Genomic DNA, 14,751 nt, shown 5'->3' on the forward strand with positions numbered 1-14,751 from the left:
GCACTTCTTGTCACGACGAAAACTTCCTCAGTCCAGGACGGCCAGCGCCTGAGCGGTGGCGTCACGAAGCCTGCCGGGGTCAGGATGCGCGCGACCGAGGACGCGCATGCCCTGCATCATGACGAGCAGGAAACGGGCCAAAGTGCGCGGGTCCTTCTCGCCCGAGATCTCGCCTTGCGCACGCGCCCGGGTCAGCGCCGAGGTCAGCGCGGTCTCCAAATTGTCCCAGCTCGCCTCGACCCTCCGGGCGATCTGCGGATCGCGCGACATGATCTCCACGGCGGCGTTGACGACCATGCAGCCGCGCCTGCGCTCATCGCACAGGGTCTCCTCGGCATACGCTTCGACCAGCGATCGCACGGCCGGAAGCGCCGGCCCCGGCTGAGAGAGCGCCTCCATGACAGCGAGGCCACGAGTCTGCTGGTACCTCTCGAACGCCTTCACATAGAGGTCGTGCTTGCCGCCGAAGGTGGCGTAGATGCTCGCCCGGGCGATACCCAGATGCTGGACCAGGTCGGCCATGGACGTCGCCTCATACCCCCGCTCCCAGAACAACTCCAGCGCCTTCTGCAGAGCCGCGTCCGGATCAAACTCCTTGGTCCTCGCCATACCCTGAACCGTAGCCATATCTAGATCGAACGGTCAAATATGCGCGTCCCGAACCACGACCACACCGGCACCAACCCGACCGGACTCTGGCTGTTCCGACCCACCAGGCCGCCTGTCCGTCGAAACAGCATGAGCTTCCACGCAACCCGGGACTCAACACGTCGGGCCAACGGCGCCGAAGACGCCAGATAGGCCTGAGCAACTCAGGCGTCGGCTGTTCGGACCCCATTGGCGAGCCGCAGCTCAGCGCGCGAGCCGCTCGCCACCTTCGGCCGGAGCGGACAGCCCTCGGCCCTCCCGACCCCTGGGTTGGAGCCGGCCTCGCCGAACACCCGGATGCCGATATTCGTGAGTCCCTCAGACTCTCGGGCGCATCACACGTGCGCACCCCGTCACACATATGGAGTTCCAGATTCCGGGCTGGTTCCTCATCTCGTTCACGGCGGCGTCCGGCACACTCTGCACATCGACGGTGGCTTTCAGTGCTATGAGGACGTGGCTCTCAAGACTGCGGATGTTCCGCTCGCTTCACGAGCTACCTCACGCACTCGCGATGGAGGATTTCGAGGTCCGTGCATCACCCCTGGATCATCTACCTGCGGGCCTGCTTGGCCATTCGGGCCCATCGCGCGCGCACGGCCCCAACCCACGGCGCTTCAGCCGTCGAGTGGGTGATTATCACGGCCATCATCGCCGGAGTCGCGCTTGGCCTGGCAGCCTTGATCAAGACTGTGGTGGAACAGAAACAGGCCGACATCCAAAACAGCCTCAACGGCGACAGCGCGAGGACCTGACCCGACCGCGGTCGACACCCCTGGAGCCCGATAGCACTTGTGAAGGTCGGGGAAATCCAGAGCGGCCTGGTCGTCACTCTGACGGATGGCCCAAGATCAGCACCACCGCATCGAGCAACCTCTGCCAATCGGCTTCCCGCAGGTCTCGCCGGAGCGCACCACCGACGGCCGCCAGCGCGTCGACGAGCATGGCGTGGACCGCTCGATGGTCTTCCTCCAGCACGGCGGCGAGGCGGCCGACTTCGCGCCGAAAGCGGCGGCTCTGCGAGAAATTCACCAACGACGGCGGCAGAGCCGCGATCGCCGGCTCCGCGGTCGGATCGGCAAGGCCGATCACCAACCGGGTCCCCAGCGCGTCAGCGAGCCGGTCGAGTACGTCGACCGTCGGGTTACCGCGGCCATTCTCCAAGTTCGCCACATAGGGCACCGACAACCCGGCCTCCGTGGCCACTGAGGCGACCGTCCGGCCGAGAGCCGCGCGGCGGCTCCGCAACCGCCGGCCAAGTTCGACGTGATCCATAGGACTATCTTGACAGAATAATTTAAAGGGCTTTCTCTCTTGAGAGAATATCCCAAGGGGGGAAACATGCTGCAGGCCTTACGCGTGCGAGACTTCCGACTGCTCTGGACAGCGCGATCAATCGCCACTCTCGGCACCGGCCTGCTTGACGTCGCGGTTCCCGCACACGTCTACGCCGTCACCGGCTCAGCGCTGGCGACCGGCCTCAGCCTGGCCTTCAGGTATTTGCCCGCCCTGCTCCTGGGACCGTTCGCCGGAGTCATAGCCGACCGGTGGGACCGTCGCCGCATCATGATCACCACCGACCTCATGCACACGATGGCGATCTCCGTGGTGCTCCTGGCCGAAACACCCGAGTCGATCTGGCTCATTTACGTGGCGTCAATCGGCCAAGGCACAGCTGCGGTGATCTTTCGCCCGGCCGCCCAAGCGCACACCCCCACCGTCGTAGGCGTCGGCCCACTTCTCACCAGCGCGAACGCGCTCGGCGCCTTCACTACCGGGGTGGTTGGACTGAGCGCTCCGCCAATCGGCGGCCTGCTGTTCGCCACCTCCGGCATCAACACGGTCATCGGTGCCGCAATCGCCGCCAGCCTGCTGTCCGCGACGGCCATCGCCCGCACCACAACACGGTCCCGCGCGCACGGCCCCGCCCACAACGTGCTCACCGACCTCATCAAAGGGCTGCGTCATCTTCGGCAAGCCGCGGCAACGCGGGCGCTGCTGGCCGCAAACAGCGCGTACCTGCTCGCGAACGCAGCCCTCACCGCTCTGCTCATCCCCTTCGGCGTGACACGCCTGGGGGAAAGCGTCCAGGTCGGCTACCTCCTGTCCGCGCTGGGCCTCGGCTTTCTCCTGGGAGCGCCCATCAGCCGACGACTCGTCGACCACTTCACCCCCAGGACGATCATCGCCCTCAGCCAGTCACTCGTCGCCGGCGCGTTCTTTCTCATGTTCAACGCCGCGTCGCTCCCCGTCGCGCTGACCGCCGCGGTTCTTCTCGGAGTGCCGGGAGTCACCGTTCTGGTCGCCATCCAGACCTGGCTGCAACGAGCCACTCCGAAGGAGCTCCTCGGCCGGGTCAGCTCGGCCTTTGTCACCGTCGAAGCCGCGGCAAGCATGGCCGGGGCGTTCGCCGGACCAACCCTGAGCGAACTGATCAGCCTTCCACTGGCACTCAACGCGGCTTGCGCGGTCACCCTTCTATCCGCCCTACTCACGCTCTGCCTGATGCCCCGAGGTGACCACCCGCCTGCCGCGGTTGCAGCGCCAGCAGACGCCGATCACCAGCACCCCTCCCAGCTCGCCTAGCACGTTACGGCGGTCCTCTGATCGAGGGGGCGGCCTCCGGCCAACAGCTGATTGCCGAACGGCTCGGCCAGATCCTGACCGCGCGGATCGGGCCGCCCAACAAGGTGCGGTGACCCGGGTGGACGGGCAGTGGCGCGACGAACGGACCGGCGCCTTCTACCGGCTGGCCTGGTTCCATCGGGACAAGATGATCACCTCCGACAGTCGGGCACTCTGGAAGTTCCGTCTCAGGGAGTTGGCCGCCCCGGGCGAGAACAACGGATTCGAGGGGGCGTTGACGCGCTACACGCCGGGCCGTGCATACGCCGAGAGTTGGAACCGCGGCGTGTTCGGGCCGTACCTTCCCGGCGACGGGTAGATGGCTCAGGCAGGGACGAGCTCCTGGTCAGTATCGTCAAAGGGGGGATAGCTCTCGCCGGCCGTTCGTTCGGCCGCATCAATGTAGTCGGCAAGGGCGTCACGGGATTGGGCGAGCCTGTCCATTTGATCGTCCAGTCGCTGCAGCCGTGACCGCATCGCGGCCAGCAACTCGGGACACCCAAGCAGCTCCGGGGTCTCTCCGACCGCACAGGGCAGCAGGTACGCGATGTCCTCAGAGGACAAACCGGCACCAAGTAGGTGCCGGATCTGCTTCACCCGCAGCACAGCCTTCTCGTCGTACTCACGGTAACCGTTCGCGCCGCGTTCTGCCTCCAGCAGGCCCTGAGCCTCGTAGTAGCGCAACTGATGGGCGTTCACGCCCGTCCGACGGCTCAATTCCCCGATCAGCATCCAAACCTCACTTGACCTTCACACCGGTATCAACGTTGACGATGCTGCCATGAACCGCAAAACCGATACACCCGTGACAGTCATCGGCCTCGGACTGATGGGCCGGGCACTCGCCGCCGCGTTCCTGAAAGCCGGGCATCCCACAACCGTGTGGAATCGCACGACCTCCAAGGCCGACCAGCTGGTGGCCGAGGGCGCACGACTGGCGCCAACGATTGGCGACGCGCTCAAGGCAGGTTCCCTGACGATCATCTGCGTCAGCGATTACCAGGCCATGCACGAGCTGCTCGGCGCGAGCGAGAGCGAGCTGGACGGCACGATGTTGATCAACCTGACCTCGGGCGACTCGGCCCAGGCCCGGGAAGCCGCCCAATGGGCCGAGCAGCGTGGCGCCCATTATCTGGACGGCGCCATCATGGCCATCCCATCGGCGATCGGAACCGCCGAGGCGGTGATTCTGCACAGCGGGCCGCAGCCGTACTTCGAGGCGCACAAGTCAACGCTCGACGCGCTCGGCACGGTCACCTACCTGGGTGCGGACCATGGGCTGGCGTCCCTGTACGACGTGGCCGGCCTCGCCATGATGTGGAGCGTCCTGAACGCCTGGCTCCAGGGCACGGCCCTGCTCAGGACAGCCGGTGTTGACGCCGCAACGTATGCGCCGTTCGCGCAGCAGATCGCCGCCGGTGTGGCCGAATGGCTGCCTGGCTATGCCGAGCAGATCGACAGCGGCTCCTTCCCGGCCGAGGTGTCGGCCCTGGAGACCGACGCGCGGGCGATAGCACACCTGATCGAGGAGAGCGAGGCGGTGGGTGTCAACGCCGAACTGCCAAAGTTGATCAAGGCGATGGTCGACCGCTCGATCGCCGCCGGACACGGCGGGGAGCAGTATCCCGTGCTGATCGAAGAATTCAGCAAACCCCGCAACGACTGACCGATCCCGGTACCGGGATCTAAGCGGTCTCCGGGAAGCCGGCTCCGTGCAGGATTCCCCCCTTTGGCGGGTTTCGGGACACCGGTGGGCAGCGTGAGTCTCCCGCGAAGGTCCCGGAGAGTTCAGCGACGTACGCCCCGGGACTCGATTCAGCTCGGCAGCGCCGCCTCAAGCCGCGCCAGCTCCGCCGTGCTCAGCGTGACCTGCCCGGCCTGAGCCGAGTCCTGGATGGAGGCCGGGCGGCTGGCTCCCGGCACCGGGATCACCACCGGGGAGCGGGCCAGCAGCCAGGCCAGGGCGATCCGTTGCGGGCTGACACCACGTTCGGCGGCGATGTGGTGGAAGGCGGTGCCCGCCGAGGTCGAGCCGGAGGGGCCGTCGAGGGAGCTGCGGGAGATGCCGCCGAGCGGGCTCCAGGTCAGGAAGGCCAGGCCCAGCTCGGTGCTCAGCCGCAGCTCGGGTTCACTGTCGCGGACTGCCGGCGAGTACTGGTTCTGCACGGAGACGAGCCCGTCCCCGAGGATCGCGTGCGCCTCGCGGATCTGGACGGTGGTCACGTTGGAGATCCCGGCAGCGCGGATCGTGCCGGCGTCGAGCAGCTCGCGCAATGCGCCGACGGAGTCGGTCCAGGGCACGGCCGGGTCCGGCTTGTGCAGCTGGTACAGGCCGATGGCCTCGACGCCCAGGCGCTTGGCGGAGGCCTCGGCGGCGCGCTTGAGATGGTCCGGGGTTCCGGTGACGGTCCAGCTGCCGTCGCCGGGACGGCCGCGGCCACCCTTGGTGGCCACGAGGACGCCGGAGGTGTCGCCGCCGTAGCGGGCCAGGGCGCGGGCGATGAGGAGCTCGTTGTGCCCGGCCTCGCCGGCGTGCCAGTGGTAGCTGTCGGCGGTGTCGATGAGCGTGACCCCGGCGTCGAGGGCGGCGTGGACGGTGGCGATGGCTCGCTGTTCGTCCGGGCGGTGCTCGATGGACAGCGGCATGGCGCCCAGGCCGACGGCACTGACGGTGGTGTTTCCGATGCTGCGGTACTGCATGGTGACTGTGTTCCTCAGCTGGTGGGGACGGCGGATGCGGCGCGGGCTTCGGCGACGGCGCCGGGCAGCCGGTCGGTGGTGCGGGAAAAGGAGAAGCCAGACGCTTGGCGCGGGATCCGCCGATGACGCGGATCTTTTGCCTGCCCCCATCCTGGAGATCTATGGTCATCAGCAGAAGTGCCGACTTACTGGATAGGCATTAAGGAAAACTGTTGATCGATGTGCAGCGGCTCCGCGTCCTGCGGGCGGTGGCGGAACACGGCAGCTTCAACCAGGCGGCCACCGCCCTGCGCCTCACCCCCTCGGCCGTCTCCCAGCACGTGGCCGCCCTGGAGCGCAGCCTCGGCGCCCAGGTCGTCACCCGCAGCACCCGCGGCGTCACCCTCACCCGATCCGGCCAGATCATGGTCAGCGCCGCCGAATCGGTCGCCGCCGAGCTCGAACACGCAAAACAGCAGGTCGACCAGCTCAGCACCGGACGCACCCAGCTCACCATCGCCACCTTCACCAGCGGCGGCAGACTGCTGCTCCCCGGCGCGCTCGACCGGCTCACGACCGCCCATCCCGACACCGTGCTCCACGTCAGGGAGAACGAGCCCGAACACAGCCTGCCCCTGGTCCGCCAGGGCGCCGTGGACCTCGCGCTCGCCTACCACTTCGACGGCCCGCTGCCCGGACAGCAAGGACAGAGCCACAGCCTGCGGTGGACCCCGCTCATGGAAGACCCACTGCACGTCGTCCTGCCAGAAGGGCACCCACTCGCCGGACGCGACGCGCTCGACCTCGCCGAGTTGGCGGTCGAGCCCTGGGTGCTTGGCTGCCTCAAGACCGAGGCGTACCTCCGCCGCTACGCCGAGCGCGCCGGCTTCGACCCGGAGATACGCGGCACGACCACCGACTACTTCTTCGCCCGCTCACTCGTCGCCGCGGGCATGGGAATCTCCCTGATCCCCTCCATCGCACTGGTCCCCGAGGTGCCGGGCCTGCGCACCGTCCCGATCAGGCCACCGGCCCCGACCCGGCACATCGGCGTCGCCACGATCAGCCGCCGACGCGACCACCCCCAGGTCACGACGCTCATCCAGGCCCTCCGTGATCAGGCAGCAGTGCTGAACGAGGGGTGAGCACGGGCCTACGTCACACCCCCCTTCGCGACACCCGCCCGCGAAGGCGATCAGATCGTGGTCACCACGTGGGTCAGCGGGAGACGTCGGCGAAGTAGGCGCGCAGCAGCCGCCGCCCCTGGTCGATCATCGCCGGGTCTCCCTGGCGCGCGGCACGGAAGGCCAGGGCGAGAGCCACCGACGTGGCCTCGATCGCGAGCCGCATGACGCGATGCGGGTCGGGCAGCGGAGGCAGACCGGCCTCCTCGACAGCGAAGGCGTAGAGCCGGTCGGCCAGCACGTCGCCGCCCTCCTCCGTCTCGCCGTCGGGCAGGAAGGACGGGCCGCCAGGGCGGGTGTCGGCGAAGTCGACCACGGTGAAGCCAGGGACGGTGCGTCGCATCTCGATCGTCTCCTCGATGACGATCTCGGCCGCCCGGGGCCAGGTGAGCATGGCCTCGCCGGCGGCGCGGCGCCGGAGCCGCTCGATCAGCAACTCCAGGTTCCGCATGGCGAGCTCGCGCATCATGCCGGGCTTGCCGTCGAAGAACTGGTAGACCGTGCCGCTCGGCACGCCGGCGCGGCGGGCGACCTCCGAGGTGGTGAGGGAATCGAAGCCGACCTCGTCCAGGAGCCCGGCGCAGGCGTCGAGGATCCGCTCGACGCGTTCGATGCTGCGTTTCTGCACCGGCCTGCGACGGACGCCGTGACTGGTCAACATAGATCCCCCAGGGTCTTAACATGACACCCCGTCATGTTCTAACGTGGCGCCCACTCACCTTAGGACAGGAGGGGCGTCCGTGGCCGATCGGCGCACCACACCCGGATCCGGCACCGGACGCGATGCCGGAGGTGACGCAGAGGGCGGCACCACCGTCCCCGGGGAGCCCGCCCGGAAGGTCTCCGTCGGCTGGATGTCCCTGCTCGCCATGGTCCAGATGGGGATCGTCATGGCCTCCACCACCGGAGGCCAGATCCTGCTGCCGTCCCACGTGGAACGCATCGACCCCCTGCACAAGGAGGCGTCGCTCGCCGTGGTCTTCGCCGCGGGCGCCGTGTTCACCGCCGTCGCCAATCCGGTGTTCGGCGCTCTGTCGGACCGCACCGTCGGCCGGTTCGGCCGCCGCCGCCCCTGGATCGTGGCGGGCGCGCTGCTCTGCGCGGCCTCCCTGGTCTTCCTCGGCGGGCAGAACTCGCTGGGCGGCCTGGTGGCGGGCTGGTGCCTGGCCCAGCTCTCCTTCACCGCGATGATGGCCACGGCCGTTGCGACCGTCCCCGACCAGGTGCCCATCCCGCAGCGGGGCAAGGTGTCCGCGCTCGCGGGCGTCGGCCAGCTCACCGGGCCGCTGCTCGGCGGGCTGGTCGTGACGATGGCGGTCACCGGGCTGTTCCCCGGCTACGTTGCGGTGGCGGCGCTGGTCCTGCTGACAGTGCTGCCCTTCGGCCTTTTCACCCGCGAGGCGCCGATCGCACGCTCGCCCGGACGCGGATTCGACCCGCGCGCCTTCGTCACCGGATTCTGGATCAGCCCGCGCCGCCACCCCGACTTCGCCTGGGCCTGGCTGAGCAGGTTCCTGATCAACCTCACGCTCTCGATGGGGATCGGCTACCTGCTCTTCTTCCTGCGGGACGCCGTACGGTACGAGCGGCTCTTCCCCGGCTCCACGGCCGAGCAGGGCGTGCTCGTCCTGGTGACGGTGTTCACGCTGAGCAGCGTCGCGCCGGGCCTGATCGCGGGATGGCTGTCGGACCGGATCGGGCGCCGCAGGCCCGTCGTCTTCGTGGGCGGCCTGACCATGGGCGCCTCCGCGCTGGTGCTCACCATCCTGACGAGCTGGCCGGCCGCCATCGCCGCCGCGGCGCTCCTCGGCGCCGGAACCGGGATGTTCGCGTCCGTGGACCAGGCCATGGTCACCCAGCTGCTCCCCGCCGCCACCGACCGGGCCAAGGACCTCGGGGTGGTGAGCCTGGCCAACTCCGCCGCCAGCGTCCTCGGGCCGGTGATCGCCGCGCCCCTGGTCACCTCCGCCGGCGGCTACCCCCTGATGTACGGCGTCGCGGCGGCGTCCGCCGCGTGCGGAGCCGTACTCGTCTGGAAGATCCGCGGCGTTCGCTAACGCACGCGGAAGATCGCTGGAGCACGCGAAGAAAGGAACGACGCCCAAGATGCCCGAGATGACCGATCCGACGTCCGGCCTCATGCCCGACCCCACAGCCGGCCCCGCATCCGGCCAATGGTGGCGTGACGCCGTCGTCTACCAGGTGTATCCGCGCAGCTTCGCCGACGCGGACGGCGACGGCGAAGGAGACCTGCGCGGTGTACGGGCGCGGCTGGACCACCTGGCCGACCTTGGCGTGGACGCCGTCTGGCTCAGCCCGTTCTATCCCTCGCCGATGGCCGACGGCGGCTACGACGTCGCCGACTATTGCGACGTGGACCCCCGCTACGGCACGCTGGCCGACTTCGACCTCCTCGTGGCCGAGGCGGCGGAGCGCGGGATCCGGGTGATCGTGGACATCGTGCCCAACCACTGCTCCGCCGCGCATCCCTGGTTCAGGCAGGCGCTGGCGGCGCCCCCGGACAGTCCGGAACGCGACCGGTTCATCTTCCGCGACGAACCCAACAACTGGCAGTCGAACTTCGGCGGCCGCGCCTGGACCCGGGTCGCCGACGGCCAGTGGTATCTGCACCTGTTCGACTCGGGACAGCCCGACTGGAACTGGCGCAACCCCGACGTGGTGGCGATGTTCGAGCAGGTGCTGCGTTTCTGGCTGGACCGGGGCGTCGCGGGCTTCCGCATCGACGTGGCCGCCATGTTGTACAAGCAGGAGGGCCTGCCCGACCTGCCGCCCGACCGCCAGATGGCCTACCTCATCCCGGACGGGTCGCCGGTGCCGTACGAGCACCAGCCCGAGCTGCTCGACCTCTACCGGTCCTGGCGGAAAATCTTGGACTCCTACCCCGCCGACGCGTTCCCCGGGCCGCGCGGCACAGTGGCCGAGATCTGGTTCGACGACGCCACCAGGGCGGCGCCCTACCTGGCCGGGGACGGGCTGGCGCAGCTGTTCAACTTCCGGCTGATGCCGACGCCGTGGTCCGCGGCGGAGTTCCGCGCGGTCATCGAGGACTCCCACCGGCTCGCCGTCGAGACCGGCGGTTCGGTCCCGTGGGTGCTCGGCAACCACGACGTGCCCCGCATGGTGACCCGGTACGGCGTCGACCAGGCCCTCGTCCGCAACCCCACCCCGGACGTGCTGCTCGGCCGGATCGACGTGGACCGCGAGCTGGGGACCCGCCGGGCCCGCGCGGCGGCGCTGCTGCTGCTCGCGCTGCCGGGCGCCGCCTACATCTACCAGGGCGACGAGCTGGGCCTGCCCGAGCATCTGGCCATCCCGGACGACGAGCGCCAGGATCCGATGTTCGAGCGCACGGCCCGGACTTTCATGGGCAGGGACGGCTGCCGCGTGCCGCTCCCCTGGTCCGGCGCCGCCGCGCCCTACGGCTTCGCCGACCGGCCGGTCCGGACCTGGCTGCCGCAGCCGGGCGACTGGGCGGAGCTGGCGGTCGAACGCCAGCGGGCCGACCCGGGCTCGATCCTCGCCCTCTACCGGGCCGCGCTGACGGAACGCCGCCGCCATCCCGCCCTCGGCGACGGCGACATGATCTGGTTGGACCTCGGCCCCAACGTGCTCGCGTTCGGGCGTGAGCCGGGCTTCGTCCTCGTCGCCAACCTCGGCGCGGAACCGATCACGTTGCCCGCGCACAACGAGGTGCTGCTCGCCAGCGGACCGCTCGACGGCGACCTGCTTCCCGCCGACACCGCGGTGTGGCTGCGGACCGGCGTCTGACCGCCCCACCACAGGAGAACCACGATGATCTACGACGCAGCAGCGCGGCTGTGGCTGCTGTCCACGCCGTCGAGCAGCTACGCCGTACGGCTCGGCCCCGACGACGCCCCGTACAACGCCCACTGGGGCCGGCCGCTCACGATCGAGCAGGCGCGCACCCTGCCGCCGGACCGCGAGGAGCTTCCGGCGGAGGGCGGCGAGCGGTTCGGCGCGGCGTCGCTCCAGATCAGGTACGGCGACGCCGTACGCGGAGTGGAGTGGCGCCACCTCGGACACGACATCCACGGAGAGCCGGGCGGCGGGCAGCTCGCGATCCGGATGGCCGACCGGCACTACCCGCTGGAGATCACGTTGCACTACCGGGTACGGCCCGGCAGCGACGCGGTCGAACGCTGGACCCGCCTGCGCAACGCCGGCACCGAGCCGATCACCATCCTGCGCTGCGACTCGGCGGCGTGGACGGCGCCGCCGCGTGAGGACTACCGGATGACCCACGTCGTCGGCGACTGGGGGCGGGAGTTCCAGCTCAGGCGCGGGCCCGTCCCCGAGGCTGAGACCGTGCTGACCAGCAGACGCGGGCACAGCGGTCACCAGGTGAACCCGTGGCTGATGATCGACGCGGGCGACGCGGCCGAGGACCACGGCGAGGTGTGGAGCGCCGCGCTCGCCTGGAGCGGGAGCTGGCGGATGACCCTCGACCGCGACCAGGACGGCCGCGCCGGCTGGACCGGCGGGTTCGGCCACGAGGGGCTGACCTGGCGGCTCGGGCCGGGCGAGGAGCTCGAGACACCGGTCTTCACCGGCATGTACGCGCCGGACGGCTTCGGAGGCACCAGCCGCCGCTGGCACGACCACATCCGCCGCCATGTCCTGCCCGCACCCGACCGCGTCCGCCCGGTGATCTACAACTCGTGGGAGGCGACAGAGTTCGACATCTCCGAGACGCAGCAGATGGAGCTCGCGGAGCGGGCGGCGGGCGTCGGCGTCGAACTGTTCGTGATGGACGACGCGTGGTTCGGCGGGCGGACCGGCGAGCACGCGGGGCTGGGCGACTGGTGGCCCAACCCGGACCGCTTCCCGAACGGTCTCACGCCCCTGATCGATCACGTGAAGCGGCTCGGCATGAGGTTCGGCATCTGGGTGGAGCCCGAGTCGGTCAACCCCGACAGCGACCTCCACCGCGCGCATCCGGAGTGGGTGCTGCACCAACCGAACCGCGCGCGGACGGAGATGCGCGAACAGCTCCTGCTCGACTTCTCCCGCTCCGACGTCGCCGAGTGGGCGCACGGCTGGCTGGACGACCTGCTGACCAGGAACGACATCTCCTTCCTGAAGTGGGACATGAACCGTCCCTTCACCGAGGCCGGGGACGACGTCTGGATCCCGTACATCCGCAACGTGTACGCCGTCATGGACCGGCTGCGCGCCGACCACCCGGACCTGCTCATCGAGGGGTGCGCGAGCGGCGGCGGCCGGGCGGACCTCGGGATGCTGGCCCGTACGGACCAGATCTGGACCTCGGACAACACCGACGCCCTGCAGCGGGTCGCCATCCAGCACGGGTACACGCAGATCTATCCCGCCTGCACGATGGGGGCCTGGGTCACCGACAGCCCGAACCGGATCAGCGCCCGCCTGTCTCCCGTCCGCTACCGCTTCCACGTCGCGATGGCGGGGGCGCTCGGCATCGGCGGTGACCTGCTCACCTGGAGCGAAGACGACCTGCGCTGGGCGGCGATGCTCACGGAGCAGTACAAGCGGATCCGCCCGATCGTGCACGGCGGCCGGATGCATCGCCTCGGGGACTGCGCGGTGCAGTACACGCGCGGCCCGGAGACCGTGGTGTTCGTCTGGCAGCCCACCGCCCTGCGCCGCACCACCTCCCCGGTGCTGCTCAAAGCACTCGATCCGGACGGGCTCTACCGCGACGAGGAGACCGGGGCGCTGCACCATGGCGCCGTCCTGATGAGCCACGGCCTGCCCCGGCTCCTGCCCTTCGACACCATGAGCGAGCTGGTCCGGCTCACCCAGGTCGCCCACTCATGACGCGCGCCCGTCCCGGGCCGGCGTAAGCCGTGCTGTCTTTTTCCACGTGAAGTCGGAGGCGCGTTCATACTGAGAAACGTGCTTCAGGTAGGCCGCGACCGGCGCCAGCCGGCCTTGAGGTGGGAACGGGCTTGGCAACGTCCGCCTCCGGCGAATCGAGGAAATGATGGCAGATATCGATCCGGCCACGGAGCAACTTGTCGTTGCGTTCATGTTCGGTGGAGCTTCCCTCGGAGCGTTGGCTCTGGGCCTGCTGGGGCGATTGCGGCGACTTCGCAGAAATGGCGCCTTCGGTGTGCGTACGCAAAAGTCGATGGCAAGTGACGAGGCGTGGCAGGATGTGCATGCAAAGTTCGCTCCATTCGCATTTGCGATAGCGGTGACATGGGCGGTAACCGCCGCCATCCCTTTCGTGGCGGGCGCCAAGAATACGGGGCCGCCGGTATTCACTGGAATCGCGCTAGGTCTCATTCTTCTTGCGTGGGGTGCCATTTGGTCTCACCGTGGAATGAATAACGGATAGACGTCCACCGGATTTGCACCCCGATGCGGCGCAACGGCACCGGGCCGGCCCGCCGCCGGGCGGGCCGGCCGGTTCGTCACAGCTTGCCGTTGTTCTTCCAGGCGCCGTGAGCCTGAAGGGCCGGCAACTTGCAATGGACACCGCGCGGATGGTCACGACCCGACGCGTTGTATGCAACAAACTGATAACAAGATCTACCGAGTACTCGGTCTGATAACTCATGCTCCTGGTCAGCGATATCCCCTCGCGAGATTCGGAGCCCCCCATGAAACCGAGCCGCCGACGCGCCGCTTTCCTGGCCGCGATAGCCGTGACCACGGCCGCCTTCCCGACCGCCTCCGCCGTCGCCTCCGCCCCGCGTTCTGAGCCCGCCAGGCCGCTGACCATCCTGCTCAGCAACGATGACGGCTACAGCGCTCCGGGTATCAAGGCCGTCTTCGACACGCTCACCGCCGCGGGACACAACGTCACCATCGTGGCCCCGGCCGCCAACCAGAGCGGCGCGAGCGCCAAGCGGACCGTCGAGGACGGCCATCAGATCACCGCCAAGAAGGTGTCCGACAAGATCTGGGCCGTGGACGGGACCCCGGCCGACTCGGTCCTGTTCGGCCTCGGCCACGTCCTCGCGGGCGGCAAGGTCGACCTGGTCGTCTCCGGCACCAACTTCGGGCAGAACATCGGCGGCATCGTCAACAACTCCGGCACCGTCGGAGCGGCGGTCACCGCGATCGACCTCAGCGTGCCGGCCATCGCGGTGAGCACCGAGTTCGACTTCGTGAACACCCAGAACACGATCGCCAACATGCCGGCCACCGCGGACTTCATCGCCAGGCTGGTGGCGCGGCTTCAGCACACGGCGCGCGGCGGTCGCCTGCTGCCCGAGCACGCCGGTCTCAACGTCAACTATCCGACGCGTCCCGGTCTGGCTTCGCCCACCGGCATCGCGTTCACCCGGCAGACCCGCGAGGAGCTGTTCGGCGTGGCCTACAAGGCGGGTGGCGGTGACACCTACACGATGAAGGTCTCCTACGCGGAGACCGAGGGCGAGGCGAGGAGCGATCTCGCCGCCCTCACCCAGGGCCAGGTCAGCATCACCCCGATCGACGCCGACTGGACGGCCGGCCCGGCGACCTACGCCGCGACCGCCGCCCGTCTGGCGGGTCTGCGCTGATCTCGGAGAACCGCTTCGGATCGGCCGCTCGCCTGCGTTTCTTCCGACCCCGCCAGTCCCCGGTACGGCTCCCGCACGAGGCGGGC

The 14,751-nt window shown here is 69.1% G+C and carries 15 protein-coding genes; 10 read left to right on the forward strand and 5 right to left on the reverse strand.

All coding sequences use genetic code 11. The features are described from left to right. Positions 1-27: 27 nt before the first annotated feature. The gene (locus ACQP1V_RS25995) at positions 28-609 is read right to left on the reverse strand and encodes a TetR/AcrR family transcriptional regulator (protein WP_433412547.1); all 582 of its coding nucleotides are present in this window, start codon (positions 607-609) and stop codon (positions 28-30) included. A gap of 572 nt (positions 610-1,181) precedes the next feature. Here ACQP1V_RS25995 and ACQP1V_RS26000 point away from each other — a divergent pair. Beyond that, positions 1,182-1,403: a hypothetical protein gene (locus ACQP1V_RS26000; RefSeq protein WP_433412549.1), complete on the forward strand. Its 222-nt coding sequence runs from the start codon at positions 1,182-1,184 to the stop codon at positions 1,401-1,403. A gap of 73 nt (positions 1,404-1,476) precedes the next feature. Here ACQP1V_RS26000 and ACQP1V_RS26005 read toward each other — a convergent pair whose 3' ends face one another. Beyond that, the gene (locus ACQP1V_RS26005; protein WP_067134576.1) at positions 1,477-1,923 is read right to left on the reverse strand and encodes a helix-turn-helix domain-containing protein; all 447 of its coding nucleotides are present in this window, start codon (positions 1,921-1,923) and stop codon (positions 1,477-1,479) included. A gap of 66 nt (positions 1,924-1,989) precedes the next feature. Here ACQP1V_RS26005 and ACQP1V_RS26010 point away from each other — a divergent pair, with 66 nt between their 5' ends. Both ACQP1V_RS26010 and ACQP1V_RS26015 read left to right on the forward strand, forming a co-directional pair. After that, positions 1,990-3,234 carry an MFS transporter gene (locus ACQP1V_RS26010; RefSeq protein WP_433412551.1) on the forward strand — a complete coding sequence of 415 codons (1,245 nt, stop codon included), beginning with the start codon at positions 1,990-1,992 and terminating at the stop codon, positions 3,232-3,234. A gap of 109 nt (positions 3,235-3,343) precedes the next feature. Continuing rightward, entirely contained in the window at positions 3,344-3,592 is a 249-nt protein-coding gene (locus tag ACQP1V_RS26015) for a hypothetical protein (RefSeq protein WP_433412553.1), read from the forward strand. A gap of 5 nt (positions 3,593-3,597) precedes the next feature. Here ACQP1V_RS26015 and ACQP1V_RS26020 read toward each other — a convergent pair whose 3' ends face one another. Then, positions 3,598-4,005, reverse strand: coding sequence for a MerR family transcriptional regulator (locus ACQP1V_RS26020; RefSeq protein ID WP_433412555.1), 408 nt, complete (start codon positions 4,003-4,005; stop codon positions 3,598-3,600). A 49-nt stretch (positions 4,006-4,054) separates the two neighbouring features. Between ACQP1V_RS26020 and ACQP1V_RS26025 the strand changes: the two genes are divergently transcribed. Beyond that, positions 4,055-4,939, forward strand: a complete 885-nt coding sequence (locus ACQP1V_RS26025) for an NAD(P)-dependent oxidoreductase (protein ID WP_433412557.1) — start codon at positions 4,055-4,057, stop codon at positions 4,937-4,939. Positions 4,940-5,088: 149 nt separating this feature from the next. Here ACQP1V_RS26025 and ACQP1V_RS26030 read toward each other — a convergent pair whose 3' ends face one another. Then, on the reverse strand, positions 5,089-5,973 hold the full coding sequence (locus ACQP1V_RS26030) for an aldo/keto reductase (RefSeq protein WP_433412559.1): 885 nt from the start codon (positions 5,971-5,973) through the stop codon (positions 5,089-5,091). A 221-nt stretch (positions 5,974-6,194) separates the two neighbouring features. Between ACQP1V_RS26030 and ACQP1V_RS26035 the strand changes: the two genes are divergently transcribed. Next, positions 6,195-7,097, forward strand: a complete 903-nt coding sequence (locus ACQP1V_RS26035) for a LysR family transcriptional regulator (RefSeq protein ID WP_433425943.1) — start codon at positions 6,195-6,197, stop codon at positions 7,095-7,097. Between the two features lie 73 nt (positions 7,098-7,170). Here the strand turns inward: ACQP1V_RS26035 and ACQP1V_RS26040 are convergent, their stop codons facing one another. Beyond that, positions 7,171-7,797: a TetR/AcrR family transcriptional regulator gene (locus ACQP1V_RS26040; RefSeq protein WP_387416703.1), complete on the reverse strand. Its 627-nt coding sequence runs from the start codon at positions 7,795-7,797 to the stop codon at positions 7,171-7,173. 79 nt (positions 7,798-7,876) lie between these two features. Here ACQP1V_RS26040 and ACQP1V_RS26045 point away from each other — a divergent pair, with 79 nt between their 5' ends. From ACQP1V_RS26045 to surE, 5 genes are all read left to right on the forward strand, one after another. Next, a complete protein-coding gene (locus tag ACQP1V_RS26045; protein ID WP_433412561.1) occupies positions 7,877-9,193 on the forward strand; it encodes an MFS transporter in 1,317 nt (438 codons plus the stop codon). A gap of 58 nt (positions 9,194-9,251) precedes the next feature. Further along, positions 9,252-10,925, forward strand: coding sequence for a glycoside hydrolase family 13 protein (locus tag ACQP1V_RS26050; RefSeq protein ID WP_433412563.1), 1,674 nt, complete (start codon positions 9,252-9,254; stop codon positions 10,923-10,925). Between the two features lie 24 nt (positions 10,926-10,949). Further along, the gene (locus ACQP1V_RS26055; RefSeq protein WP_433412565.1) at positions 10,950-12,971 is read left to right on the forward strand and encodes an alpha-galactosidase; all 2,022 of its coding nucleotides are present in this window, start codon (positions 10,950-10,952) and stop codon (positions 12,969-12,971) included. A gap of 211 nt (positions 12,972-13,182) precedes the next feature. Beyond that, positions 13,183-13,494, forward strand: a complete 312-nt coding sequence (locus ACQP1V_RS26060; protein ID WP_433425945.1) for an SdpI family protein — start codon at positions 13,183-13,185, stop codon at positions 13,492-13,494. A gap of 265 nt (positions 13,495-13,759) precedes the next feature. After that, positions 13,760-14,665 carry a 5'/3'-nucleotidase SurE gene (surE, locus tag ACQP1V_RS26065; RefSeq protein ID WP_433412566.1) on the forward strand — a complete coding sequence of 302 codons (906 nt, stop codon included), beginning with the start codon at positions 13,760-13,762 and terminating at the stop codon, positions 14,663-14,665. The last annotated feature ends 86 nt before the right edge of the window (positions 14,666-14,751 follow it).

It is taken from the genome of Microtetraspora malaysiensis (assembly GCF_050947145.1).
Taxonomy (GTDB): Bacteria; Actinomycetota; Actinomycetes; order Streptosporangiales; family Streptosporangiaceae; genus Microtetraspora_A; species Microtetraspora_A malaysiensis.